The sequence below is a fragment of the Nitratireductor arenosus genome, assembly GCF_009742725.1.
In the GTDB taxonomy this organism is placed as follows: domain Bacteria; phylum Pseudomonadota; class Alphaproteobacteria; order Rhizobiales; family Rhizobiaceae; genus Mangrovimarina; species Mangrovimarina arenosa.
In genome coordinates, this window is sequence record NZ_WPHG01000002.1 from 533,099 (window position 1) to 557,495 (window position 24,397).

The 24,397-nt window shown below is 62.8% G+C and carries 25 protein-coding genes and 1 tRNA gene; 25 read left to right on the top strand and 1 reads right to left on the bottom strand.

The annotated features are described in order from the left end of the window. The first annotated feature begins 92 nt into the window (after positions 1–92). The 10 genes from GN330_RS09475 to GN330_RS23775 all read left to right on the top strand — a co-directional run bounded on the left by GN330_RS09475 (position 93) and on the right by GN330_RS23775 (position 14,024). Positions 93–168: transfer RNA gene (locus GN330_RS09475), tRNA-Trp, on the top strand. A 289-nt stretch (positions 169–457) separates the two neighbouring features. Then, positions 458–661 carry a preprotein translocase subunit SecE gene (gene secE, locus GN330_RS09480; RefSeq protein WP_156712898.1) on the top strand — a complete coding sequence of 68 codons (204 nt, stop codon included), beginning with the start codon at positions 458–460 and terminating at the stop codon, positions 659–661. A 27-nt stretch (positions 662–688) separates the two neighbouring features. Continuing rightward, complete coding sequence (nusG, locus tag GN330_RS09485) at positions 689–1,216, top strand: transcription termination/antitermination protein NusG (RefSeq protein ID WP_156712434.1); 528 nt, start codon at positions 689–691, stop codon at positions 1,214–1,216. Positions 1,217–1,367: 151 nt separating this feature from the next. After that, entirely contained in the window at positions 1,368–1,796 is a 429-nt protein-coding gene (gene rplK / locus GN330_RS09490) for a 50S ribosomal protein L11 (RefSeq protein WP_156712435.1), read from the top strand. Positions 1,797–1,801: 5 nt separating this feature from the next. Continuing rightward, the gene (rplA, locus tag GN330_RS09495) at positions 1,802–2,503 is read left to right on the top strand and encodes a 50S ribosomal protein L1 (RefSeq protein WP_156712436.1); all 702 of its coding nucleotides are present in this window, start codon (positions 1,802–1,804) and stop codon (positions 2,501–2,503) included. 350 nt (positions 2,504–2,853) lie between these two features. After that, on the top strand, positions 2,854–3,372 hold the full coding sequence (gene rplJ, locus GN330_RS09500; protein WP_343040495.1) for a 50S ribosomal protein L10: 519 nt from the start codon (positions 2,854–2,856) through the stop codon (positions 3,370–3,372). Between the two features lie 54 nt (positions 3,373–3,426). Next, positions 3,427–3,804 carry a 50S ribosomal protein L7/L12 gene (gene rplL, locus GN330_RS09505; protein ID WP_156712437.1) on the top strand — a complete coding sequence of 126 codons (378 nt, stop codon included), beginning with the start codon at positions 3,427–3,429 and terminating at the stop codon, positions 3,802–3,804. Positions 3,805–3,989: 185 nt separating this feature from the next. After that, on the top strand, positions 3,990–8,126 hold the full coding sequence (gene rpoB / locus GN330_RS09510; RefSeq protein ID WP_156712438.1) for a DNA-directed RNA polymerase subunit beta: 4,137 nt from the start codon (positions 3,990–3,992) through the stop codon (positions 8,124–8,126). Positions 8,127–8,279: 153 nt separating this feature from the next. Then, complete coding sequence (gene rpoC / locus GN330_RS09515) at positions 8,280–12,479, top strand: DNA-directed RNA polymerase subunit beta' (protein WP_156712439.1); 4,200 nt, start codon at positions 8,280–8,282, stop codon at positions 12,477–12,479. A 426-nt stretch (positions 12,480–12,905) separates the two neighbouring features. Then, the gene (locus tag GN330_RS23775; RefSeq protein WP_246188602.1) at positions 12,906–14,024 is read left to right on the top strand and encodes a porin; all 1,119 of its coding nucleotides are present in this window, start codon (positions 12,906–12,908) and stop codon (positions 14,022–14,024) included. A gap of 38 nt (positions 14,025–14,062) precedes the next feature. Here GN330_RS23775 and GN330_RS09525 read toward each other — a convergent pair whose 3' ends face one another. After that, positions 14,063–14,344 carry a transcriptional regulator gene (locus GN330_RS09525; protein ID WP_156712440.1) on the bottom strand — a complete coding sequence of 94 codons (282 nt, stop codon included), beginning with the start codon at positions 14,342–14,344 and terminating at the stop codon, positions 14,063–14,065. Between the two features lie 477 nt (positions 14,345–14,821). Here GN330_RS09525 and rpsL point away from each other — a divergent pair, with 477 nt between their 5' ends. The 15 genes from rpsL (at position 14,822) to rpsQ (ending at position 24,352) form a co-directional block, all read left to right on the top strand. Further along, positions 14,822–15,193, top strand: coding sequence for a 30S ribosomal protein S12 (rpsL, locus tag GN330_RS09530; RefSeq protein WP_146300991.1), 372 nt, complete (start codon positions 14,822–14,824; stop codon positions 15,191–15,193). A 76-nt stretch (positions 15,194–15,269) separates the two neighbouring features. Next, entirely contained in the window at positions 15,270–15,740 is a 471-nt protein-coding gene (rpsG, locus tag GN330_RS09535) for a 30S ribosomal protein S7 (protein WP_156712441.1), read from the top strand. 35 nt (positions 15,741–15,775) lie between these two features. Continuing rightward, positions 15,776–17,866, top strand: a complete 2,091-nt coding sequence (gene fusA, locus GN330_RS09540) for an elongation factor G (RefSeq protein ID WP_156712442.1) — start codon at positions 15,776–15,778, stop codon at positions 17,864–17,866. A gap of 65 nt (positions 17,867–17,931) precedes the next feature. Continuing rightward, entirely contained in the window at positions 17,932–19,107 is a 1,176-nt protein-coding gene (tuf, locus tag GN330_RS09545) for an elongation factor Tu (protein WP_156712433.1), read from the top strand. Between the two features lie 64 nt (positions 19,108–19,171). Further along, positions 19,172–19,480, top strand: coding sequence for a 30S ribosomal protein S10 (gene rpsJ / locus GN330_RS09550; protein ID WP_007009511.1), 309 nt, complete (start codon positions 19,172–19,174; stop codon positions 19,478–19,480). A gap of 69 nt (positions 19,481–19,549) precedes the next feature. Then, positions 19,550–20,278, top strand: a complete 729-nt coding sequence (rplC, locus tag GN330_RS09555) for a 50S ribosomal protein L3 (protein ID WP_156712443.1) — start codon at positions 19,550–19,552, stop codon at positions 20,276–20,278. Next, positions 20,278–20,898 carry a 50S ribosomal protein L4 gene (gene rplD, locus GN330_RS09560; RefSeq protein WP_156712444.1) on the top strand — a complete coding sequence of 207 codons (621 nt, stop codon included), beginning with the start codon at positions 20,278–20,280 and terminating at the stop codon, positions 20,896–20,898. The genes rplC and rplD overlap by 1 nt, the downstream gene beginning before the upstream one ends. Next, positions 20,895–21,188: a 50S ribosomal protein L23 gene (locus GN330_RS09565; RefSeq protein ID WP_156712445.1), complete on the top strand. Its 294-nt coding sequence runs from the start codon at positions 20,895–20,897 to the stop codon at positions 21,186–21,188. The genes rplD and GN330_RS09565 overlap by 4 nt, the downstream gene beginning before the upstream one ends. 18 nt (positions 21,189–21,206) lie before the next feature. Then, positions 21,207–22,040, top strand: a complete 834-nt coding sequence (gene rplB / locus GN330_RS09570; RefSeq protein WP_156712446.1) for a 50S ribosomal protein L2 — start codon at positions 21,207–21,209, stop codon at positions 22,038–22,040. 13 nt (positions 22,041–22,053) lie between these two features. Further along, positions 22,054–22,332, top strand: a complete 279-nt coding sequence (gene rpsS / locus GN330_RS09575) for a 30S ribosomal protein S19 (RefSeq protein WP_343040503.1) — start codon at positions 22,054–22,056, stop codon at positions 22,330–22,332. Between the two features lie 2 nt (positions 22,333–22,334). Next, positions 22,335–22,724 carry a 50S ribosomal protein L22 gene (rplV, locus tag GN330_RS09580; RefSeq protein ID WP_156712447.1) on the top strand — a complete coding sequence of 130 codons (390 nt, stop codon included), beginning with the start codon at positions 22,335–22,337 and terminating at the stop codon, positions 22,722–22,724. After that, positions 22,724–23,431 carry a 30S ribosomal protein S3 gene (gene rpsC, locus GN330_RS09585; RefSeq protein ID WP_156712448.1) on the top strand — a complete coding sequence of 236 codons (708 nt, stop codon included), beginning with the start codon at positions 22,724–22,726 and terminating at the stop codon, positions 23,429–23,431. The genes rplV and rpsC overlap by 1 nt, the downstream gene beginning before the upstream one ends. 40 nt (positions 23,432–23,471) lie before the next feature. Next, positions 23,472–23,885, top strand: coding sequence for a 50S ribosomal protein L16 (rplP, locus tag GN330_RS09590; protein WP_156712449.1), 414 nt, complete (start codon positions 23,472–23,474; stop codon positions 23,883–23,885). Between the two features lie 13 nt (positions 23,886–23,898). After that, positions 23,899–24,099: a 50S ribosomal protein L29 gene (gene rpmC, locus GN330_RS09595; protein WP_156712450.1), complete on the top strand. Its 201-nt coding sequence runs from the start codon at positions 23,899–23,901 to the stop codon at positions 24,097–24,099. 10 nt (positions 24,100–24,109) lie between these two features. Then, positions 24,110–24,352, top strand: coding sequence for a 30S ribosomal protein S17 (gene rpsQ, locus GN330_RS09600; RefSeq protein WP_156712451.1), 243 nt, complete (start codon positions 24,110–24,112; stop codon positions 24,350–24,352). Positions 24,353–24,397 lie beyond the last annotated feature (45 nt).

The window sequence follows — 24,397 nt, forward strand, 5'->3', positions numbered from 1 at the left end:
GCCGGCCGAAAACGCGGCCGGGAGCGCGAAGCACCCTTTACAGACGCGGCGGAAGACCTTACGAAGCGCTGCCGTGCGCGAACGCGGTATCTAGGGGTATAGCTCAGTTGGTAGAGCGGCGGTCTCCAAAACCGCAGGTCGCAGGTTCGAGCCCTGCTGCCCCTGCCAGTCTCGCGCTTGGCAAATATTATCGGGTATCGACAGGGTTGCGGGACGATTGAATGGTTCCGCCGGCAACGACACCGCGCTGAAAAGCCACTTGCATGGCCCCTCATTCGGGACTATGTAGGGCCATTCAGACTCACGGTGTGCGGAGCCGGAAATGGCTTTGCGCGCCTTTATTGCATGGGCGATAGCGCTGATTCGGCAGGCGGCGTGATTGGCATCGTGCAGTTTCTCCCTCGCGGGAGTATTCGAAAAAAGCCCGGCCAACGGGCTTTGTGAAACAGAGCGGCATATGGCGTCTAAAACAACCAATCCTTTCGTTTTCCTGCAGCAGGTGCGTCAGGAAACGTCCAAGGTCACATGGCCGTCCCGGCGCGAAACGACGATTTCCACGATCATGGTGCTGATTTTCGCGGTCATCGCGGCTGTGTTCTTCTTCGCCGCGGATCAGGTCCTGGCGCTTGGCGTGGAACTGCTTCTGAATCTTGGACGATAACGACCCGCATTATGGAGAACGCCTGATATGACCGCGCGGTGGTACATCGTCCACGCCTATTCGAATTTTGAGAAGAAGGTCGCCGAGGACATCGAGAACAAGGCCCGCCAGAAGGGCCTGGACAAGTTTGTCGAGCAGGTTGTGGTTCCGACCGAGAAGGTGGTCGAGGTGCGCCGCGGCCGCAAGGTCGATGCCGAGCGCAAGTTCTTTCCGGGCTATGTGCTGGTGCGCGCCAACCTGACCGACGCGGTGTTTTCGCTGATCAAGAACACGCCGAAAGTGACCGGCTTTCTCGGCGATTCCAAGCCGGTGCCGATCACCGACGCCGAGGCCGACCGCATCCTGCATCAGGTGCAGGAGGGCGTGGAGCGCCCGAAGCCGTCGATCACCTTCGAGATCGGCGAGCAGGTGCGAGTGTCCGACGGGCCGTTCGCCTCCTTCAATGGTCATGTCCAGGAGGTGGACGAGGAGCGTTCTCGCCTCAAGGTCGAGGTGTCGATTTTCGGCCGGGCGGTTCCGGTCGATCTGGAGTTCGGTCAGGTCGAAAAAGCCTGAGCGGACTTAATCCCGTCCCGACGGGGGCGGGAAAGGCGGGCATGCCCGTCACGAGCGGTGGGAGGATAGGCGGCTTTTGCCGGCCGCCGGGTCCGCACCACCAAACTGCAGTTGCCGGCCTGGCCGGCTTGTGAACCAAGGCAGATGAGAAATGGCTAAGAAGATTGCAGGCCAGCTCAAGCTCCAGGTCCCGGCGGGATCGGCGACGCCGTCGCCCCCGATCGGCCCGGCGCTCGGTCAGCGTGGCATCAATATCATGGAGTTCTGCAAGGCGTTCAACGCCCAGACCCAGGAGATGGAGAAGGGTGCGCCGATTCCGGTGGTGATCACCTACTACCAGGACAAATCCTTCAACTTCACCATGAAGACGCCGCCGGTGACGTTTTTCCTGAAGAAGGCCGCCAAGCTGAAGTCCGGCTCCAAGGAGCCCGGCAAGCAGGTCGCCGGCCAGGTGTCACGCGACAAGGTGCGCGAGATCGCCGAAGCGAAGATGAAGGACCTCAACGCCAATGACGTTGAGGCCGCCATGCGCATGATCGAGGGCTCCGCGCGCTCGATGGGCCTCGAAGTGGTTGGGTGAGCGAAATGGCCAAGAAAATTGCAAAGCGTATCCAGGCGACCCGTGACGGCATCGACCGGGACAAGAACTACGATCTCACCGAGGCCGTCGGCCTGCTGAAAGAGCGGGCGACCGCCAAGTTCGACGAGACGATCGAGGTGGCGATGAATCTCGGCGTCGACCCGCGCCACGCCGACCAGATGGTCCGCGGCGTGGTCAACCTGCCGAACGGCACCGGTCGCGACGTGCGTGTCGCCGTCTTCGCGCGCGGCCCCAAGGCCGACGAGGCCAAGGAAGCCGGCGCCGACGTCATCGGCGCGGAAGATCTGGTGGAGACCGTGCAGAAGGGCGAGATCGATTTCGACCGCTGTATTGCGACCCCCGACATGATGCCGCTGGTCGGTCGTCTCGGCAAGGTGCTCGGCCCGCGCGGCATGATGCCGAACCCGAAGGTCGGCACGGTGACGATGGATGTCGCCGCCGCGGTCAAGGCGTCGAAAGGCGGCGCGGTCGAGTTCCGCGTCGAGAAAGCGGGCATCGTGCATGCCGGCGTCGGCAAGGCTTCGTTCGAGGCCGATAAGATCGTCGAGAACGTGCGCGCCTTCACCGACGCGGTGATGAGGGCGAAGCCGTCGGGCGCCAAGGGCAACTACGTCAAGAAGGTCGCGATCTCCTCGACGATGGGCCCGGGCCTGAAAATCGACGTCGCTTCGCTCGCCGAGGCGTGATGTGACCTCCGCGGAGGGCGGCGACGCCGTCCGCGGACGCAGAATTCCGGACCCACGGGCCCGGAATCCGGTGGCCGCGAGGCCCTCGGAAGTCCTGTCCGAGATTGCAGGCGGTTTTCCTTAATCCGCTATGGGCCTGCATGAGACGGGGTCGACCGGACAAAGAGGCCAAGGCCTCGATGAAAGGTTCGAACCGTGTTTGCCTTTTGCCCGCGTGCCGGCCTCGGCCGGCGTGGTGAAAGGGGGCAGGATCCTCGAACGTCGTTCGGGTGATCCATTGTGGATGGCCCGCCCGGCAAAAGGCAACCCGACAGCCGTTCTCTGGAGCGGTTGTCTACTGGAGACAGGCAGTGGACAGAGCGGAAAAACGCGAACTTGTCACGGAACTGAACGGTGTTTTCGCGAGCGCCGGAACGGTCGTCGTGGCCCACTATGCCGGTATCACCGTCGCGCAAATGAACGATCTTCGCACGAAGATGCGGGAAGCGGGCGGTACCGTCAAAGTCGCGAAGAACCGTCTCGCCAAAATCGCCCTGAAAGGCACACCTTCCGAAAGCATGCAGGAACTGTTCAACGGACAGACCCTGATCGCCTATTCGGATGACCCGGTCGTGGCGCCGAAAGTGGCCTCCGATTTCGCCAAGGGGAATGACAATCTCATCATTCTCGGCGGTGCGATGGGAACCACCAATCTCGACGCCAATGCCGTGAAGGCGCTTGCGACCTTGCCGTCGCTCGACGAGCTTCGCGCCAAGCTGGTGGGGATAATCTCCACGCCGGCGACCCGGATCGCGCAGGTGGTCAACGCCCCGGCCGCGCAACTCGCGCGCGTCGTCGGCGCCTATGCCCGAAAGGACGAGGCGGCATGAGGCCGTTCCTCGCTGTCACCCAATTGTGTTCGAACCTTGTAAGGAACTGAAAAAATGGCTGATCTCGCCAAGATCGTAGAAGACCTGTCGAGCCTGACCGTCCTCGAGGCGGCCGAGCTGTCGAAGATGCTTGAGGAAAAGTGGGGCGTTTCCGCCGCCGCTCCGGTCGCGGTCGCCGCTGCCGGCGGTGCGGGCGCCGATGCAGCTCCGGCCGAGGAAAAGACCGAGTTCGACGTCGTTCTCACCGAAGCTGGCGCCCAGAAGATCAACGTGATCAAGGAAGTCCGCGCCATCACCGGTCTCGGCCTCAAAGAGGCCAAGGACCTGGTCGAGAGCGCGCCCAAGCCGGTCAAGGAAGCCGTCTCCAAGGACGAGGCGGAAAAGATCAAGGGCCAGCTCGAAGGCGCTGGCGCCAAGGTCGAGTTGAAGTAAGTACGCGTGTTCGGCGGGCGGATCTGGTCCGCTCGCCGGTCCCGCTTGTCCGGGGCAGACGAGAACCCTTTTCCTGTGGGCCGGCCGCGGCCTTCAGGAAACGGGTTTTAATCCGTTTTTGATTAGCCGCGCGGAGGGCAGCCGCGCGGTCCGACAAGAAGCCGGCAAGGCAGCAAGGAGTGACGATGGCCCAGACCCACACCTTCAACGGCCGCAGGCGTATCCGCAAATTCTTCGGCAATATTCCCGAAGTGGCGGAAATGCCGAACCTGATTGAGGTCCAGAAGGCGTCCTATGACCAGTTCCTGATGGTCGAGGAGCCGGAAGGCGGCCGCCCCGACGAGGGATTGCAGGCGGTTTTCAAATCCGTGTTCCCGATTACGGACTTTTCCGGCGCGGCGATGCTCGAATTCGTGAACTACGAATTCGAGGCGCCGAAATTCGACACCGAGGAATGCCGTCAGCGCGATCTCACCTATGCCGCGCCGCTCAAAGTGACGCTGCGCCTGATCGTGTTCGATATCGACGAGGACACCGGCGCCAAGTCGATCAAGGACATCAAGGAGCAGGACGTCTATATGGGCGACATGCCCCTGATGACGTCGAACGGCACCTTCATCGTCAACGGCACCGAGCGCGTCATCGTTTCCCAGATGCACCGCTCGCCGGGTGTGTTCTTCGACCACGACAAGGGCAAGTCGCATTCCTCGGGCAAGCTTCTGTTTGCCGCCCGGGTCATCCCCTATCGCGGATCCTGGCTCGATATCGAGTTCGATTCCAAGGATATCGTCCACGCCCGCATCGACCGTCGCCGCAAGATTCCGGCCACCTCGCTGTTGATGGCGCTCGGCATGGACGGCGAGGAAATCCTGTCGACCTTCTACAACAAGCTATCGCTCGTGCGTGACGGCGAAAGCTGGCGCATCCCCTATTCGGCCGACCGTTTTCGCGGCCGCAAGACGGTGCTCGACCTGGTCGACGCCGATAGCGGCGAAGTCGTAGTCGAGGCCGGCAAGAAGATCACCGCCCGTCAGGCCAAGCAGCTTGCCGAAAAGGGTCTGAAGGCGATCCGCGCCACCGAGGAAGATATTTTCGGCAGCTATCTCGCCGAGGACATCGTCAATCCGGCGACCGGCGAGATTTATCTCGAAGCGGGCGACGAACTCGACGAAAAGACGCTCAAGGTGCTCGATGAGGCCGGCGTGCAGGACGTGCTGGTTCTCGACGTCGACCACGTCAATATCGGCGCCTATATCCGCAACACGCTCGCCGTCGACAAAAACGAGGGGCGCCAGGACGCGCTGTTCGACATCTACCGGGTCATGCGCCCGGGCGAGCCGCCGACGCTCGAGACCGCCGAGGCGATGTTCAACTCGCTGTTCTTCGATTCCGAACGTTACGATCTGTCGGCCGTCGGCCGCGTCAAGATGAACATGCGCCTGGAACTGGAGACGGACGATACGATGCGTGTCCTGCGCAAGGAGGACATCATCGCGGTCGTGCGCACGCTGGTCGACCTGCGCGACGGCAAGGGCGAGATCGACGACATCGACAATCTCGGCAATCGTCGCGTGCGTTCGGTCGGCGAGCTGATGGAAAACCAGTACCGCGTCGGCCTGTTGCGCATGGAACGCGCGATCAAGGAGCGGATGTCCTCGATCGAGATCGACACGGTGATGCCGCAGGATCTGATCAACGCCAAGCCGGCCGCGGCCGCCGTACGCGAGTTCTTCGGTTCCTCGCAGCTCTCGCAGTTCATGGATCAGACCAACCCGCTGTCGGAGATCACCCACAAGCGGCGCCTTTCGGCGCTCGGACCGGGCGGTCTCACCCGCGAAAGGGCGGGCTTCGAGGTGCGCGACGTCCATGTCACGCATTATGGCCGCATCTGCCCGATCGAGACGCCGGAAGGCCCGAATATCGGCCTGATCAATTCGCTCGCGACCTTCGCCCGCGTCAACAAATACGGTTTCATCGAAAGCCCGTATCGCAAGATCGTTGACGGCAAGGTGTCCAGCGACGTCGTCTATCTGTCGGCGATGGAAGAGGCCAAGCACTATGTCGCGCAGGCCAATGCCGAGCTCGACAAGGATGGCGGCTTCGTCGAGGAATTCGTCATTTGCCGCCATGCCGGCGAAGTGATGATGACCCCGCGCGACAACGTCGATCTGATGGACGTTTCGCCCAAACAGATGGTGTCGGTCGCCGCGGCGCTGATTCCGTTCCTGGAAAACGATGACGCCAACCGCGCGCTGATGGGCTCCAACATGCAGCGTCAGGCCGTGCCGCTGGTGCGCGCCGAGGCGCCGTTCGTCGGCACCGGCATGGAACCGATCGTGGCGCGCGATTCGGGCGCCGCCATCGGCGCCCGGCGCACCGGCATCGTCGACCAGGTCGATGCCACGCGTATCGTCATCCGGGCGACCGACGATGTCGATGCCGCCGTTTCGGGCGTCGACATCTACCGTCTGCAGAAGTTCCAGCGCTCGAACCAGAATACCTGCATCAACCAGCGGCCGCTGGTGAAGGTGGGCGACCGGATCGAAAAGGGCGACATCATCGCCGACGGGCCGTCGACCGATCTCGGCGACCTGGCGCTCGGCCGCAACGTGCTCGTCGCGTTCATGCCCTGGAACGGCTACAATTACGAAGACTCCATCCTGTTGTCCGAGCGCATCGTGCGCGACGACGTGTTCACCTCGATCCATATCGAGGAATTCGAAGTGGCCGCGCGCGACACCAAGCTCGGTCCGGAGGAGATCACCCGCGACATTCCGAACGTCTCCGAAGAGGCTTTGAAGAACCTCGACGAGGCGGGCATCGTTTATATCGGCGCCGAGGTCCAGCCGAGCGACATCCTGGTCGGCAAGATCACGCCGAAGGGCGAAAGCCCGATGACGCCGGAAGAAAAGCTGTTGCGCGCCATCTTCGGCGAAAAGGCATCGGACGTGCGCGATACCTCCATGCGTATGCCGCCCGGCACGTTCGGCACGGTGGTGGAGGTTCGTGTCTTCAACCGCCACGGTGTCGAAAAGGACGAGCGCGCGATGCAGATCGAGCGCGAGGAGATCGAGCGACTGGCCAAGGACCGCGACGACGAGCAGGCGATCCTGGATCGCAACACCTATTCGCGCCTGGCCGACATGCTTGTCGGCAAGGAGCCGATCGCGGGCCCGAAGGGCTACAAGAAGGGCTCCAAGCTGACCAAGGAAGTGCTGGACGACTATCCGCGCTCGCAATGGTGGCAGTTCGCCGTCGACACCGAGAAGCTGCAGAGCGAACTCGAGGCGCTGCGCGGCCAGTACGACGATTCCAAGAACGCGCTCGAGCAGCGCTTCATGGATAAGGTCGAAAAGGTGCAGCGCGGCGACGAGATGCCGCCCGGCGTGATGAAGATGGTCAAGGTCTTCGTCGCGGTGAAGCGCAAGATCCAGCCCGGCGACAAGATGGCCGGACGTCACGGCAACAAGGGTGTCGTGTCCAAGATCGTTCCGATCGAGGACATGCCCTTCCTTGAGGACGGCACTCATGCCGATATCGTGCTTAATCCGCTCGGCGTGCCAAGCCGGATGAATGTCGGCCAGATCCTGGAAACCCATCTGGGTTGGGCCTGTGCCGGCATGGGCAACAAGATCGGCGAGTTGATCGAGGCCTACAAGAAGGGCGGCGATATCAAGCCGCTGCGGTCCACTCTGGAATCGATCTATCCGGACAATGACCGCAACGAGCCGGTGCGTCGTTATGACGACGACAGCGTCGTCAGGCTCGCCGAGCAGGTCAAGCGCGGCGTATCGATCGCCACGCCTGTCTTCGACGGCGCGCACGAGGCCAACATCAACGAGATGCTGGCACAGGCCGGGCTTCGCGAAAGCGGCCAGTCGACGCTCTATGACGGCCGCACGGGCGAGACGTTCGATCGCCAAGTCACGGTGGGCTACATCTACATGCTGAAGCTGCACCATCTGGTCGACGACAAGATCCACGCGCGCTCGATCGGCCCGTACTCGCTCGTCACCCAGCAGCCGCTCGGCGGCAAGGCGCAATTCGGCGGCCAGCGCTTCGGCGAAATGGAGGTGTGGGCGCTCGAGGCCTATGGCGCGGCCTACACGCTGCAGGAGATGCTGACGGTGAAGTCGGACGACGTGGCCGGCCGTACCAAGGTCTACGAGGCGATCGTGCGCGGCGACGACACGTTCGAAGCCGGCATTCCCGAAAGCTTCAACGTGCTGGTCAAGGAGATGCGGTCGCTCGGCCTCAACGTCGAGCTGGAGAATACGCGCGTCGACGAAGAGCCGACGCCGTTGCCGGACGCGGCCGAATAAGAAAGCGCGCCGCCCGCTCCCCGACCGGGAGAGCGGGCGGGCGACACCAGGCTGCGACGCCGTCAAACCGGCAGCGCGCCGCCGATCAAAAGGGGCTTCGCGCCCCGAGGGATTTCGACAAGAGGCCGCAACGGTCTCGAACAGGAGCACGGCATGAACCAAGAGGTCATGAATCTCTTCAACCCGCAGGCGCCGGCGCAGACGTTTGATTCGATCCGGATCTCGCTCGCCAGCCCGGACAAGATCCTGTCCTGGTCCTTCGGTGAGATCAAAAAGCCGGAGACCATCAACTACCGCACGTTCAAGCCCGAGCGTGACGGCCTGTTCTGCGCGCGCATCTTCGGTCCGATCAAGGACTATGAGTGCCTGTGCGGCAAATATAAGCGGATGAAATACAAGGGCATCATCTGCGAGAAGTGCGGTGTCGAGGTCACGCTTTCGCGCGTGCGCCGCGAACGCATGGGTCATATTGAGCTGGCCGCGCCGGTCGCCCATATCTGGTTCCTGAAGTCGCTGCCGAGCCGCATCGGCACGCTGCTCGACATGACGCTCAAGGATATCGAGCGCGTCCTTTATTTCGAAAACTATATCGTCACCGAGCCCGGCCTGACGGATATGAAGCTTCACCAGCTTCTGTCCGAGGAAGATTATATGGTCGCCGTCGACAATTACGGCGAGGACGCTTTCACCGCGATGATCGGCGCCGAGGCGATCCATGAGCTTTTGAGCTCGCTCGACCTGGAAAAGGTCGCGGTCGATCTGCGCGAGGAACTGGCCACAACGACCTCGGAGCTGAAGCAGAAGAAGCTGCTCAAGCGTCTCAAGGTGGTTGAGAACTTCATCGAGTCGGGCAACCGCCCGGAATGGATGATCATGAAGATCATCCCGGTGATTCCGCCGGACCTGCGGCCGCTGGTGCCGCTCGACGGTGGCCGTTTCGCCACCTCCGATCTGAACGATCTCTACCGTCGCGTGATCAACCGCAACAACCGCCTCAAGCGGCTGATCGAGCTACGCGCGCCGGGCATCATCATCCGCAACGAGAAGCGCATGCTGCAGGAGGCCGTCGACGCGCTGTTCGACAATGGCCGTCGCGGTCGCGTCATCACGGGCGCCAACAAACGCCCGCTGAAGTCGTTGTCGGACATGTTGAAGGGCAAGCAGGGCCGCTTCCGCCAGAACCTGCTCGGCAAGCGCGTCGACTATTCCGGCCGTTCGGTGATCGTGACCGGTCCGGAGCTGAAGCTGCATCAGTGCGGCCTGCCCAAGAAGATGGCGCTGGAGCTGTTCAAGCCGTTCATCTATGCGCGGCTCGACGCCAAGGGCTTTTCCTCGACCGTCAAGCAGTCGAAGAAGCTGGTCGAGAAGGAGAAGCCGGAAGTCTGGGACATTCTCGACGAGGTGATCCGCGAGCATCCGGTGCTGTTGAACCGTGCGCCGACGCTGCACCGCCTCGGCATCCAGGCTTTCGAGCCGGTGCTGATCGAGGGCAAGGCGATCCAGCTCCACCCGCTGGTGTGCACGGCGTTCAACGCCGACTTCGACGGCGACCAGATGGCCGTGCACGTGCCGCTGTCGCTGGAAGCGCAGCTCGAGGCGCGGGTCTTGATGATGTCGACCAACAACATCCTGCACCCGGCCAACGGCGCGCCGATCATCGTGCCGTCCCAGGACATGGTTCTGGGGCTTTATTACCTGTCGATCGTCAACGAGAACGAGCCTGGCGAGGGCATGGTGTTCGCCGACATGGGCGAGTTGCACCACGCGCTTGAAACCAGGACGGTGACGCTGCACACCAAGATCAAGGGGCGTTTCAAGACAGTCGATGCAGACGGCAAGCCGGTCTCGCAGATCCACGACACCACTCCGGGGCGGATGATCATCGGCGAGCTTTTGCCGAAGAACGTCAACGTGCCGTACGAGACCTGCAACCAGGAGATGACCAAGAAGAACATCTCCCGCATGATCGACACCGTCTATCGCCATTGCGGCCAGAAGGAGACGGTCATCTTCTGCGACCGGATCATGGCGCTCGGCTTCGGCCATGCCTGCCGCGCGGGCATCTCGTTCGGTAAGGACGACATGTTGATCCCCGACACCAAGCAGAAGCTGGTCGGCGAGACCGAGGCGTTGGCGAAGGAATATGAGCAGCAGTACAATGATGGCCTGATCACCCAGGGCGAGAAGTACAACAAGGTCGTCGACGCCTGGGCGAAATGCTCCGAAAAGGTCGCCGACGAGATGATGGGCCGCATCAAGGCGGTCGAGTTCCTGGACAACGGCCGCCAGAAGCCGATGAACTCGATCTACATGATGTCGCATTCGGGCGCACGCGGGTCACCGACCCAGATGCGTCAGCTTGCCGGGATGCGCGGCCTGATGGCCAAGCCGTCGGGTGAGATCATCGAGACGCCGATCATCTCCAACTTCAAGGAAGGCCTGACCGTTCTGGAGTATTTCAACTCCACCCACGGCGCCCGCAAGGGCCTGGCCGACACCGCCTTGAAGACGGCGAATTCGGGCTATCTGACGCGCCGTCTCGTCGATGTGGCGCAGGACTGCATCGTCAACGCGGTCGACTGCGGCACGGACACGGGCCTGACCATGCAGCCGATCGTGGATGCAGGCCAGGTCGTGGCTTCGCTCGGCCAGCGCGTACTTGGCCGCACCGCGCTCGAGGACATCAATCACCCCGTCACGGGCGATCTGATCGTCAAGGCGGGCACATTGATGGACGAGCGTGATGTCGAGCAGATCGAAAAGGCCGGTGTGCAGTCGATCCGCATCCGTTCGGCGCTCACCTGCGACGTGAAGGTCGGTGTCTGCGCGGTCTGCTACGGGCGCGATCTCGCCCGCGGCACGCCCGTCAACATGGGCGAGGCGGTCGGCGTCATCGCGGCCCAGTCGATCGGCGAGCCGGGTACCCAGCTCACCATGCGTACCTTCCATATGGGCGGCACCGCACAGGTGGTCGATTCGTCCTTCCTGGAGGCTTCTTACGAAGGCAAGGTGCAGATCCGCAACCGCAACGTCGTGCGCAACTCCGACGGCCATCTGGTCGTCATGGGCCGCAACATGGCGGTCGTCATCCTCGACGAGGCCGACAAGGAGCGCGCCGTCCACAGGGTGACCTACGGATCGCGCATCTTCGTCGACGACGGCGACAAGGTGAAGCGTGGCCAGCGCATCGCCGAGTGGGATCCTTATACGAGGCCGATCATGACCGAGATCGAAGGCACGGTCGCCTTCGAGGACCTGGTCGATGGCATGTCCGTTCAGGAGGCTACCGACGAATCGACCGGCATCACCAAGCGCGAGGTCATCGACTGGCGTTCGACCCCGCGTGGCGCCGACCTCAAGCCGGCGATGACCATCATGGACGCCAAGGGCAAGATCGGCAAATTCTCCAAGGGCGGCGACGCCCGCGTGATGCTGTCGGTCGAAACGGTGCTGTCGGTCGAGCCGGGTGCGCAGGTCAAGCCCGGCGACGTTCTGGCGCGTATTCCGATGGAAAGCGCCAAGACGAAGGACATCACTGGCGGTCTGCCGCGGGTGGCCGAGTTGTTCGAGGCACGTCGGCCGAAGGACCACGCCATCATCGCCGAGATCGACGGCACGGTCCGGTTCGGGCGCGACTACAAGAACAAGCGTCGGATCATCATCGAGCCGCACGAGGACGGGGGCGATCCGGTCGAGTACCTGATCCCCAAGGGCAAGCCGTTCCACCTTCAGGACGGCGACAGCATCGAGAAGGGCGACTACATTCTCGACGGCAATCCGGCTCCGCACGACATCCTGGCCATCAAGGGCGTGGAGGCGCTGGCGTCTTATCTGGTCAACGAAATCCAGGAAGTCTACCGGCTCCAGGGCGTGTTGATCAACGACAAGCACATTGAGGTTATCGTCCGGCAGATGTTGCAGAAGATCGAAATCACCGAGCAGGGCGATTCGGTCTACATCCCCGGGGATCATGTCGATTCGATCGAGTTCGACGAGATCAATGACCGCCTGGTCGAGGACGGCAAGAAACCCGCCCAGGGCCAACCGGTGCTTCTGGGCATCACCAAGGCGTCGCTGCAGACGCCGTCTTTCATCTCCGCCGCCTCCTTCCAGGAGACGACGCGGGTGCTGACGGAGGCGGCAGTGGCCGGCAAGACCGACACGCTGCAGGGACTGAAGGAAAACGTCATTGTCGGCCGGCTGATTCCTGCCGGCACCGGAGGCGTGATGAGCCAGATCCGGCGCATCGCCGTCCAGCGCGACGAACTGATCCTCGACGAGCGCCGCAAGGCGTCCGGCGCCGAGACGGCCGAGCCGATGCTGGCGGACATGTCCGCGCCAACCGCCGAATAGCAACGGCGCACGGAACGCCGAAATTTCGAGCCGCCGGCCTTGGCCGGCGGCTTTTTTCGTTCGGCGTCCCGTCTGGTAAGGGCGCATGCCATCGTGAGATGGGCGGAGGGTGAAAAACCTCACATACGGCATCCGGGTAGGCCGTTTAGATGACGTCGCGGCAATCGATCGGGTCCATGACCTCCCAGCCGCAATTTGGGCCGCCCGGTTATTTGCCCCACCGGGCGGCCTTTTTCATTGCCGGCACAGCTCTATTGGAACCGGGAACGCGCTTTTGGGCTGGGCGGAACCGACGCAGGCGGTGGACATACGCGCTTTGTTCCGGGAATGCGCGCAATGGTTGCTTGCATATCCACCGAACATGTCGCCATCCTAACGGGGCGCGTCAGCGCAGCGTCGACGCGCCCTGTAGGGAGGGGAGCAATGATGCACTTCGCACGAGTCGCGGCCGCCACCTTGGTGGCGTGTGCCGCCGGCGCGACTGCTCGCGCCGAGAACGGAACCGCGGTTGAGTATGTGCGCGTGTGCGACGCGTACGGCACGGGCTTCTTCTATATTCCCGGGACGGAGACCTGCCTGAAGGTCGGGGGACGACTTCGTGCGGAACGGGTCGAAAACCCCTCCGAATTGGGCGTGGGCACGGTCCGCAGGCAGCTGGGATTGGACGTCAGCGAGACGTTTCTCTACTGGATGCCCAGCTCTGTCGACCGGTTCGGCGGCGGTGTGGATTTCGAGTACGGGCTCGGCAAGCGCGGTTCGCCGCTGGGCGACTATTACGGTTTCGTCTACGGCTCGTTCGACTATAGCGGCGGCAAGGAGAAGGCGTCCGGTCGGGCCGAAATCGGGCAAGACGGGGTTACGGGCACCGGTTTCACCTTCGGGCGCGGCCATCCCATGTACGGCACCGGGGTGATCGGCACCGCGCCGGGTTTCGGCCTTTACGGCGAAGGCGAGATCAGCAGCAACTGGGCAATCGGCGCGGCGGGCTATGGCAAGAGCTTCATCCTCGACGAGGAGGACACCCGCTCTCCGGTCGTCGTCCTGCGGGCGGGGCTCTACGGGGAGGGCATCGCTTTCGACTCGCGCGCGAAGGCGAAACTGACATTCGGCGGCAATCCGTTTCCCGGCTTCTACCAGCGCTACAAGATGGAGACCCAGGACTATTATGCGGGTGTGGCGACGGGGCTCGACCTCTTCCTGTTTCCCACCGAGCGCACCCGTGTGACCGTCGGTGGCGCGCTCAACTGGGCCTATCACTGGGGCGAGGCCGATTTTCGACAGGTGACCGGTGTCGGGGGCGGCAATCGCGTGAAGGACACGCTGCATTTCGACAATTCCGGCTTCGTCGTGGGTGCGTCGGCCAGGATCGAGCTGCAATACGCGCTAATGCGGGACTGGACGGTGGCGCTGGGGTACGAATATTCCTATCTGCCGGAGGTCAGCGGCGTCGACATGCGTGAAACGCCGAACGATGCCGAGCTGCGCGGCGTCAGCACCGGGATCGACCGTCACTTCGGCTATCTCAAGATGACCCGCGGGTTCTGAAGCGTCGGCCTCGTTCCGAGCGTCGGCGACTGGCCGGCTCAGAACGGCTCCTCGAAGGTGACGATCGAGATCTCGCCGGCGAGCGCGCCCTCGTAGGCGGTCAGATGCGGCTCGTCGTCGGGAACGCCGTCCATGTCGCCGATACGGTCGAGTTCGGCCTCGACATAACCCTCGCGCGCCAGCGCCTCCAGCGCCGAACGCACGGCGGTGTCGTCGTCGGGGGCGACCAGCAGGACATGGACGCCGAGCGCATCGGCGCCCTTTTGCTCCCAGACCCGGCCGGTGATGATGGTGACGGGATGGTTGTCGTTGTCCTGCATGAGGTGATTCCCTAGTCTGAGCCCCGAGTCTGCACCCCCGTAGGGGTCCAAACGGGTCGGATGTGGCGTTGTGACATGTTCGGGGCGGGCGCGACAGGCCGCAACCGGTTCGATCCGCAAGATGGCGGGCATGATTGCGATATAAAATTGCGCGCCAGGCGGCGTGTGGCCGCTCCGGTGCGATTTATCGGCCGGCGGGGTTGACGGTCCGACGGCGTGCGCGTATTAGCCGCCTCGTCTGAGCCGATGTGAGACTTGGCCTTTCGGGACGACGCGTCCTGGAGTTCGTCTCAAACAGGGTTCGTTCTACGAGCGACGACATATCCGGCGCGCATGAGGCGGGATCCCCGCTTCCTCTGCTTTTTTGTTCGGGCAAGCCGCTAGGCGGCGTTTTGCCCGGCTTTGCGTATGGAAAAGGCGCTGCGAGCGGCCCGATGACGGCCTGAAGACACGGAATTGGAAGAGAAGGAAGGTTTGATGCCTACCGTAAACCAGCTGATCCGCAAGCCGCGCACCGCGCCGGTGAAGCGCAACAAGGTTCCGGCCATGCAGCAGAATCCGCAGAAACGCGGAGTCTGTACGCGCGTCTACACGACGACGCCGAAGAAGCCGAACTCGGCGTTGCGCAAGGTTGCGAAGATCCGCCTCGTCAACGGCTTCGAGGTGATCGGCTATATTCCCGGTGAGGGGCACAATCTTCAGGAGCACTCGGTGGTCATGATCCGCGGTGGTCGCGTGAAGGACCTTCCGGGTGTGCGTTACCACATTATCCGCGGCGTGCTCGACACGCAGGGCGTGAAGAACCGCAAACAGCGCCGTTCCAAATACGGTGCCAAGCGTCCGAAGTGACCTGAGCGAAGGTCACCCCGGGCGGCGCGAGGCGACGATCCGGGGCAGGGCCCGCCAGTTTTGAGGCTGAGAAAAGATGTCCCGTCGTCACAGAGCAGAAAAGCGTGAGATCAACCCGGACCCGAAGTTCGGCGATCTGGTTGTCACCAAGTTCATGAACGCGATCATGTTGCACGGCAAGAAGTCGATCGCCGAGACCATCGTCTATGGCGCGATGCAGCAGATCGAAGACAAGACCAAGCAGGAACCGGTGGGCGTGTTCCATCAGGCGCTCGACAATGTCGCGCCACATGTCGAGGTTCGCTCGCGCCGCGTCGGCGGTGCCACCTACCAGGTTCCCGTCGACGTGCGCCCGGAGCGGCGTCAGGCGCTGGCCATCCGCTGGTTGATCGGCGCTGCGCGCGGCCGCAACGAGACCACGATGGTCGACCGCCTTTCCGGCGAGCTGATGGATGCCGCCAATAATCGCGGCTCTGCCGTCAAGAAGCGCGAAGACACGCACCGCATGGCCGAGGCGAACCGCGCCTTCGCCCATTATCGCTGGTAAGCGACGCAGCGGACAGACGAGCGAAAGGCACGAAGATGGCCCGCGACTACAAAATCGAAGATTATCGTAATTTCGGCATCATGGCGCACATCGATGCCGGTAAGACGACGACCACCGAGCGCGTCCTGTTTTATACCGGCAAGTCGCACAAGCTCGGCGAGGTCCATGACGGCGCTGCCACCATGGACTGGATGGAGCAGGAGCAGGAGCGCGGCATCACCATCACGTCGGCCGCGACCACGACCTTCTGGCAGGGGCGCGACGGCAAGAAGCGCCGCTTCAACATCATCGATACGCCGGGCCACGTCGACTTTACGATCGAGGTCGAGCGTTCGCTGCGCGTGCTTGACGGCGCGATCGCGCTGCTCGACGCCAATGCCGGCGTTGAGCCGCAGACCGAGACGGTATGGCGCCAGGCCGACAAGTATCACGTGCCGCGCATGATCTTCTGCAACAAGATGGATAAGATCGGCGCCGACTTCTATCGTTCGGTCGAGATGGTTTCCTCGCGTCTCGGCGCGACGCCCGTTGTCATGCAGTTGCCGATCGGCGCCGAAAGTGATTTCGCCGGCGTCATCGACCTGGTCGAGATGAAGGCGCTGGTCTGGAAGTCGGAAAATCTCGGTGCCGAATGGGATGTCGTCGACATTCCTGCCGACATGCAGGCGAAGGCCGAGGAATATCGCGAGAAGATGATCGAGACCGCCGTCGAAATGGACGAGGCGGCGCTCGAGGCCTATCTCGAAGGTGAGTTCCCGTCCAATGACGAGTTGCGCCGCTTGATCCGTATGGGTACGGTCGCGGTCAAGTTCTTCCCGATGTTCTGTGGTTCAGCCTTCAAGAACAAGGGTGTTCAGCCACTGCTCGACGCCGTCGTGGACTTCCTGCCGTCGCCGGTGGAAGTGCCGCCGATCAAGGGCATCGACCCGAAGACCGAGCAGGAGACCGCGCGCAAATCGTCCGATGACGAGCCGCTGTCGATGCTGGCCTTCAAGATCATGAACGACCCGTTTGTCGGCTCGCTCACCTTCTGCCGCATCTATTCCGGTGTCCTGAAGAAGGGCGTCGGGCTGGAGAACACGGTCAAGGGCAAGCGCGAGCGCATCGGCCGTATGCTGCAGATGCACTCCAATTCACGCGAGGATATCGACGAGGCGTTCGCCGGCGACATCGTCGCGCTGGCCGGTCTCAAGGAGACGACCACGGGCGACACGCTTTGCGATCCGCTCAAGCCGGTCGTTCTGGAGCGCATGGAATTCCCCGATCCGGTCATCCAGATCGCGATCGAGCCCAAGACCAAGGGCGACCAGGAAAAGATGGGCATGGCGCTCAACCGGCTCGCCGCCGAGGATCCGTCCTTCCGCGTGCGCACCGACGAGGAATCCGGCCAGACGATCATTGCCGGCATGGGCGAGTTGCATCTCGACATCCTGGTCGATCGCATGAAGCGCGAATTCAAGGTCGAGGCCAATGTCGGCGCCCCGCAGGTCGCTTATCGCGAGACCATCACCAAGGTCGCCGAGATCGACTACACCCATAAGAAGCAGTCGGGTGGTTCGGGGCAGTTCGCCCGAGTGAAGATCGTGTTTGAGCCGAACGCCGAGGGCGAGGAATTCGTCTTCGAATCCAAGATCGTTGGCGGTTCGGTGCCGAAGGAATACATTCCCGGCGTCCAGAAGGGCATCGAGAGCGTGTTGTCCTCCGGTCCGGTCGCGGGCTTCCCGATGCTCGGCGTCAAGGCGACGCTGATCGACGGCGCCTACCATGACGTCGATTCCTCGGTGCTCGCTTTCGAGATCGCAGCGCGTGCAGCCTTCCGCGAAGGTGCGCAAAAGGCCGGCGCGCAGCTGCTGGAGCCGATCATGAAGGTCGAAGTCGTGACGCCGGAAGATTATGTCGGCGACGTCATCGGCGACTTGAACTCGCGGCGCGGTCAGATTCAGGGCACGGAAGCCCGCGGCATCGCCACCGTGATCAACGCGATGGTGCCGCTGGCGAACATGTTCAAATATGTCGACAATCTTCGCTCGATGTCTCAGGGCCGCGCCCAGTACACGATGCTGTTCGATCATTATGAGCCTGTCCCGACCGCGGTCGCCCAGGAAATTCAGAAGAAATACGCGTAGTCCCGAGGGACTGACGCCGAAGTCAACAATGCCCGCGAGCGGGTGGAAGGAAATGGAGAAATCACATGGCAAAAGGTAAATTCGAGCGTAATAAGCCTCATGTGAACATTGGCACGATTGGTCACGTTGACCACGGCAAGACGTCGTTGACTGCGGCGATCACGAAGTTTTTCGGCGAGTTCAAGGCGTATGACATGATCGACGCGGCGCCGGAGGAGAAGGCGCGCGGGATCACGATTTCGACGGCGCATGTTGAATATGAGACGGAAGCGCGGCACTACGCGCATGTCGACTGCCCCGGTCACGCGGACTATGTGAAGAACATGATCACGGGCGCGGCGCAGATGGACGGCGCGATTCTGGTTGTTTCGGCGGCCGACGGCCCGATGCCGCAGACGCGCGAGCACATTTTGCTGGCGCGCCAGGTTGGCGTTCCGGCGATTGTCGTGTTTTTGAACAAGGTCGACCAGGTTGACGACGCGGAGCTTCTGGAGCTGGTCGAGCTTGAGGTGCGCGAGCTTCTGTCGATTTACGAGTTCCCGGGCGACGACATTCCGATCGTGAAGGGATCGGCGCTTGCCGCGCTTGAGGATTCCAACAAGGAGATCGGCGAGGACGCGATCCGCGAGTTGATGAAGGAGGTCGACGCCTATATCCCGACGCCGGAGCGTCCGGTCGACCAGCCGTTCCTGATGCCGATCGAGGACGTGTTTTCGATCTCGGGCCGCGGCACGGTGGTGACGGGACGCGTCGAGCGCGGCATCGTTAAGGTCGGCGAGGAAGTCGAGATCGTTGGCATCCGTCCGACGACGAAGACGACGGTGACGGGCGTTGAGATGTTCCGCAAGCTTCTGGACCAGGGGCAGGCGGGCGACAATATCGGCGCGCTTTTGCGCGGTGTGGATCGCGAGGGCGTTGAGCGCGGTCAGATCCTGTGCAAGCCGGGTTCGGTGATGCCGCACACCAAGTTCAAGGCGGAAGCCTACATTCTGACGAAGGAGGAGGGCGGTCGCCACACGCCGTTCTTCACCAATTACCGTCCGCAGTTTTATTTCCGCACGACGGACGTGACGGGCGTGGTTTCGCTGCCGGAAGGCACGGAGATGGTGATGCCGGGCGACAATGTGACGGTGGACGTGGAACTGATCGTGCCGATCGCGATGGAGGAGAAGCTGCGCTTCGCCATCCGTGAAGGCGGCCGCACGGTCGGCGCGGGCATCGTCGCCTCGATCACCGAATAGGCACAAACCGGTCTGGCGCGGGCGCGGCAAACCCGCCGCACCCCGCCAAACAAGGACAATATCCATGAACGGACAAAATATCCGAATTCGCCTCAAAGCGTTCGATCACCGTGTGCTCGACGCCTCGACCCGGGAGATCGTGTCGACGGCCAAGCGTACCGGGGCGAATGTTCGCGGGCCGGTTCCGCTGCCGACGCGGATCGAGAAGTTCACTGTGAACCGCTCGCCGCACATCGACAAAAAGAGCCGCGAACAGTTCGAGATGCGCACGCATAAGCGCCTGCTCGACATCGTGGATCCGACACCGCAGACCGTTGACGCGCTGATGAAGCTCGATCTGGCCGCCGGCGTCGACGTTGAGATCAAGCTCTGACGAGCTGAGAAGAGGCGCGGTGGGGCGCTCGAGCCCCGCCCGGGAACTCTTGAGAAGGAAATCGAACCGATGCGTTCAGGTGTTATCGCACAGAAGGTGGGGATGACGCGCATCTACAACGAAGCGGGCGAACACGTGCCCGTGACTGTTCTGCGGATGGAGAACTGTCAGGTTGTTGCGCAGCGCACCCAGGAAAAGAACGGCTACACGGCTGTCCAACTCGGCGTGGGGCTTGCCCGCGTCAAGAACACGACCAAGGCGCTGCGTGGCCATTTCGCCACCGCGTCCGTCGAGCCCAAGTCGAAGCTGGCCGAGTTTCGCGTATCCCCGGAATGCCTGCTCGACGTGGGCGCCGAGATCACGGCCGACCATTTCGTCGCGGGGCAGAAGGTGGATGTCACCGGCACCTCGATCGGCAAGGGCTTCCAGGGTGTGATGAAGCGTCACAATTTCGGTGGTGGTCGCGCGACCCACGGCAACTCCGTCTCGCACCGTGCGCACGGTTCCACCGGCCAGCGCCAGGACCCCGGCAAGGTGTTCAAAGGCAAGAAGATGGCCGGTCACATGGGCGACACCCGGGTCACCACCCAGAATATCGAAGTCGTGTCGACCGATGTCGACCGCGGCCTGATCCTGGTGCGTGGCGCGGTTCCCGGTTCGAAGGGGGCCTGGATTTTGGTGCGCGACGCCGTCAAGGCGTCGCTGCCGGACAACGCGCCCCAACCGGCCGCGTTCCGGGCCGCCGCCGCGAACGACGCAGGCGTAAGTCAAGCCGCCGCTCAGGAAGGTGCCGAGTGATGGATATCAAGATCACAACGCTGGCCGGCAAGGACGCGGGCAAGGCGTCGCTGTCGGACGAGATTTTCGGGCTCGACCCGCGTGACGACCTCCTGCAGCGCGTGGTGCGTTGGCAGCTCGCCAAGAAGCAACAGGGCACCCACAAGACCAAGGGGCGCTCCGAGATCGCCCGCACCGGCGCCAAGATGTACCGGCAGAAGGGTACGGGCCGCGCCCGTCACTCCTCCGCGCGCGTTCCGCAGTTTCGCGGCGGCGGCCGGGCCCACGGTCCGGTGGTGCGCAGCCATGAGCACGACCTGCCGAAGAAGGTGCGCGTGCTCGGCCTGAAGCACGCGCTGTCGGCCAAGGCGAAGGCCTCGAACCTGATCGTGATCGACGATCTGGCGCTGCCGGAAGCCAAGACCAAGGCGCTGATCGCGAGCTTCCAGAAGCTCGGGCTCGACAACGCGCTGATGATCGGCGGCGCGGAGATCGACGCCAACTTCAAGCGCGCGGCGTCGAACATTCCCAATATCGACGTGCTGCCCATCCAGGGCATCAACGTCTACGACATTTTGCGCCGCGGTACGCTGGTTCTGTCGAAATCGGCCATCGAGGCTCTCGAGGAGCGTTTCAAATGACGGATCTGCGCCATTACGACGTGATCGTCAGCCCGGTGATCACCGAAAAGTCGACCATGGCCTCGGAGGTCAACCAGGTGGTCTTCAAGGTTGCCCGCAAGGCGACGAAGCCGGAGATCAAGGCTGCCGTGGAGGCGCTGTTCGGCGTCAAGGTCATGGCCGTCAACACGCTCGTTCGCAAGGGCAAGGTGAAGCGCTTTCGCGGCACTTCCGGTCAGCAGAGCGACATCAAGAAAGCCGTCGTGACGCTGGCCGAGGGCCAGTCGATCGATATCGCGACGGGTCTTTGAGAGGCTTGAGGTAGAGTTATGGCACTCAAGAAGTACAATCCGATCACGCCGAGCCAGCGTCAGCTGATCATCGTCGATCGTTCCGGCCTCTACAAAGGCAAGCCGGTCAAGGGCCTGACGCAGGGCCTGACGAAATCGGGCGGGCGCAACAATGCCGGCCGGGTTACGGCGCGCTTTATCGGCGGCGGCCACAAGCGGACCTATCGCGTGGTCGACTTCAAGCGACGCAAGTTCGACGTTGTGGCGACGGTGGAGCGGCTGGAATACGATCCCAATCGCTCGGCCTTCATCGCGCTGGTGCGTTATGATGACGGTGAATTGTCCTACATCCTGGCGCCGCAGCGCCTGGCGGTGGGCGACAAGGTGGTCGCTGGCGCGTCGGTCGACGTGAAGCCGGGTAACGCGATGCCGCTTTCGGCGATGCCGATCGGCACGATCGTCCACAATGTCGAGCTGAAGCCCGGCAAGGGCGGTCAGGTCGCGCGTTCGGCTGGCGCTTACGTGCAGCTCGTCGGCCGCGATCAGGGCATGGCGATCCTGCGGCTCAGTTCCGGCGAACAGCGCCTCGTGCACGGTTCGTGCCTGGCCACGGTCGGCGCGGTTTCCAATCCGGACCACGCCAACACCAATGACGGCAAGGCCGGTCGCACACGCTGGCGCGGCAAGCGCCCGCACAATCGCGGCGTCACCATGAACCCGGTCGACCATCCGCACGGCGGCGGCGAAGGCCGTACCTCCGGCGGCCGCCATCCGGTTTCGCCGTGGGGCAAGCCCACCAAGGGCAAGCGGACGCGCTCCAACAAGTCGACCGACAAGTTCATCATGCGCTCGCGTCATGCGCGCAAGTCATAAGAGGTAACGCGAAGTGACCCGCTCAGTCTGGAAAGGCCCTTTCATCGACGGCTACATGCTGAAGAAGGCCGACAAGGTGCGCGAGAGCGGCCGCAACGAGGTGATCAAGATCTGGAGCCGTCGCTCCACCGTTCTGCCTCAGTTCGTCGGCCTGACCTTCGGCGTTTACAACGGCCAGAAGCACGTGCCGGTTTCCGTGTCGGAAGACATGGTCGGGCATAAATTCGGTGAGTTCGCGCCGACCCGGACCTATTACGGCCACGGGGCGGACAAGAAGGCGAAGAGGAAATAAAGATGGGCAAGGCCAAAGCTCCGCGCCGGCTTGCTGACAACGAGGCGCGCGCCGTGTTGCGCACGATCCGCGTCAGCCCTCAGAAGCTCAACCTGGTTGCCGCGCTGATCCGCGGCAAGAAGGTGGCGAGCGCGCTCGCGGATCTCGAATTTTCGCGCAAGCGTATCGCCGGCACGGTCAAGAAGACACTGGAATCCGCGATCGCAAATGCGGAAAACAACCACGATCTCGACGTCGATTCGCTGGTCGTGGCGGAAGCCTTCGTCGGTAAGTCGATCACCATGAAGCGGTTTCATGCGCGCGGTCGCGGTCGAGCCAGCCGCATCGAGAAGCCATTCTCGAACCTGACGATCGTGGTTCGCGAAGTAGAAGAAAACGTGGAGGCCGCCTGATGGGCCAGAAAGTCAATCCGATCGGGCTTCGTCTCGGCATCAATCGGACCTGGGACTCGCGCTGGTACGCAAATACCGGCGAATACGGCAAGCTGCTGCACGAGGACATCAAGATCCGCAAATATCTGATGTCGGAACTGAAGCAGGCCGCGGTCTCCAAGGTGGTGATCGAGCGCCCGCACAAGAAGTGCCGCGTGACGATCCATGCCGCGCGCCCGGGCCTGATCATCGGCAAGAAGGGCGCTGACATCGAGAAGCTGCGCCGCAAGCTGACCGAGATGACCCAGTCGGAGACGCATCTCAACATCGTCGAGGTGCGCAAGCCGGAGATCGACGCGACGCTGATCGCGCAGTCGATCGCACAGCAGCTCGAGCGCCGCGTCGCGTTCCGGCGCGCCATGAAGCGCGCTGTGCAATCGGCGATGCGGCTCGGCGCGGAAGGCATCCGTATCAATTGCGCCGGCCGTCTCGGCGGCGCTGAGATCGCGCGTATGGAATGGTATCGCGAAGGTCGCGTGCCGCTGCACACGCTGCGCGCCGACGTTGACTACGGGACAGCCGAGGCGCAGACCGCGTACGGCATCTGCGGCGTCAAGGTCTGGGTGTTCAAGGGCGAGATTCTCGAGCACGACCCGATGGCGTCGGAACGCCGCGTGGTCGAGAGCGAGCATCAGGGCGGCGGTGGCCGTCGTCGCGAAAACGCCTGATCGTTTGCCGCTGGCAAAACGGAATTTGGAGTAGAAAACGATGCTGCAGCCGAAGCGCACGAAGTTCCGCAAGCAGTTCAAGGGTCGGATCCATGGCGCGGCCAAGGGCGGGACCAATCTCGATTTCGGGGCGTTCGGCCTGAAGGCGCTCGAACCCGAGCGCGTGACCGCGCGCCAGATCGAGGCCGCACGCCGTGCGATCACCCGCGAGATGAAGCGTCAGGGTCGGGTTTGGATTCGCATTTTCCCGGACGTGCCGGTCACGTCCAAGCCGACCGAAGTCCGTATGGGCAAGGGCAAGGGCTCGGTTGATTATTGGGTCTGTCGGGTCAAGCCCGGCCGGATCATGTTCGAGCTCGACGGTGTCAATGAGACGATCGCGCGCGAGGCGCTGCGGCTCGGCGCCGCCAAGCTTCCCGTCAAGACGCGCTTCGTGCAGCGCGTCGTCGAATAGAAAGGGCGGACAGATGAAAGCCTCGGATTTCAGGGCCAAGACCCTCGACCAGCTCACCGACGATCTCGCCGGCCTGAAGAAGGAGCAGTTCAACCTGCGCTTCCAGCAGGCCACCGGGCAGATCGAAAAGACCGCGCGCGTCAAGCAGGTCCGTCGGGACATTGCGCGCATCAAGACCATCGTCGCCGAGAAATCGGCGGACAAGAAGGCGTAAGGACAAACAAATGCCAAAGCGCATCCTGCAGGGCACCGTCGTCTCGGACAAGAACGACAAGACCGTTGTCGTCAAGGTCGAGCGTCGCTTCACCCATCCGGTGATGAAGAAGACCGTGCGTACGTCGAAGAACTACAAGGCGCATGACGAGGCGAACAGCTTCAAGGTCGGCGATACCGTGCTCATTCAGGAATCGCGGCCGATCTCGAAGGACAAGCGCTGGGTCGTGGTGACCGAAGCGCAGGCCGAATAGCAACGATCAAGGAAGCCGGGGAGGGCGTTGGCCTGTCCCCCTGAA

Excerpts from the sequence above, each read along its gene's own strand:
- rpsC (WP_156712448.1), top strand. The coding sequence starts at position 22,724 with ATGGGCCAGAAAGTCAATCCGATCGGGCTTCGTCTCGGCATCAATCGG.
- rplB (WP_156712446.1), top strand. The coding sequence starts at position 21,207 with ATGGCACTCAAGAAGTACAATCCGATCACGCCGAGCCAGCGTCAGCTG.
- tuf (WP_156712433.1), top strand. The coding sequence starts at position 17,932 with ATGGCAAAAGGTAAATTCGAGCGTAATAAGCCTCATGTGAACATTGGC.
- rpsL (WP_146300991.1), top strand. The coding sequence starts at position 14,822 with ATGCCTACCGTAAACCAGCTGATCCGCAAGCCGCGCACCGCGCCGGTG.
- rplP (WP_156712449.1), top strand. The coding sequence starts at position 23,472 with ATGCTGCAGCCGAAGCGCACGAAGTTCCGCAAGCAGTTCAAGGGTCGG.
- rplD (WP_156712444.1), top strand. The coding sequence starts at position 20,278 with ATGGATATCAAGATCACAACGCTGGCCGGCAAGGACGCGGGCAAGGCG.
- GN330_RS09525 (WP_156712440.1), bottom strand. The coding sequence starts at position 14,344 with ATGCAGGACAACGACAACCATCCCGTCACCATCATCACCGGCCGGGTC.
- GN330_RS23775 (WP_246188602.1), top strand. The coding sequence starts at position 12,906 with ATGCACTTCGCACGAGTCGCGGCCGCCACCTTGGTGGCGTGTGCCGCC.
- rplK (WP_156712435.1), top strand. The coding sequence starts at position 1,368 with ATGGCTAAGAAGATTGCAGGCCAGCTCAAGCTCCAGGTCCCGGCGGGA.
- rpmC (WP_156712450.1), top strand. The coding sequence starts at position 23,899 with ATGAAAGCCTCGGATTTCAGGGCCAAGACCCTCGACCAGCTCACCGAC.
- rpsJ (WP_007009511.1), top strand. The coding sequence starts at position 19,172 with ATGAACGGACAAAATATCCGAATTCGCCTCAAAGCGTTCGATCACCGT.
- rpsG (WP_156712441.1), top strand. The coding sequence starts at position 15,270 with ATGTCCCGTCGTCACAGAGCAGAAAAGCGTGAGATCAACCCGGACCCG.
- fusA (WP_156712442.1), top strand. The coding sequence starts at position 15,776 with ATGGCCCGCGACTACAAAATCGAAGATTATCGTAATTTCGGCATCATG.
- rplV (WP_156712447.1), top strand. The coding sequence starts at position 22,335 with ATGGGCAAGGCCAAAGCTCCGCGCCGGCTTGCTGACAACGAGGCGCGC.
- rpoC (WP_156712439.1), top strand. The coding sequence starts at position 8,280 with ATGAACCAAGAGGTCATGAATCTCTTCAACCCGCAGGCGCCGGCGCAG.
- rpoB (WP_156712438.1), top strand. The coding sequence starts at position 3,990 with ATGGCCCAGACCCACACCTTCAACGGCCGCAGGCGTATCCGCAAATTC.
- nusG (WP_156712434.1), top strand. The coding sequence starts at position 689 with ATGACCGCGCGGTGGTACATCGTCCACGCCTATTCGAATTTTGAGAAG.
- secE (WP_156712898.1), top strand. The coding sequence starts at position 458 with ATGGCGTCTAAAACAACCAATCCTTTCGTTTTCCTGCAGCAGGTGCGT.
- rplL (WP_156712437.1), top strand. The coding sequence starts at position 3,427 with ATGGCTGATCTCGCCAAGATCGTAGAAGACCTGTCGAGCCTGACCGTC.
- rpsQ (WP_156712451.1), top strand. The coding sequence starts at position 24,110 with ATGCCAAAGCGCATCCTGCAGGGCACCGTCGTCTCGGACAAGAACGAC.
- rplA (WP_156712436.1), top strand. The coding sequence starts at position 1,802 with ATGGCCAAGAAAATTGCAAAGCGTATCCAGGCGACCCGTGACGGCATC.
- rplC (WP_156712443.1), top strand. The coding sequence starts at position 19,550 with ATGCGTTCAGGTGTTATCGCACAGAAGGTGGGGATGACGCGCATCTAC.
- GN330_RS09565 (WP_156712445.1), top strand. The coding sequence starts at position 20,895 with ATGACGGATCTGCGCCATTACGACGTGATCGTCAGCCCGGTGATCACC.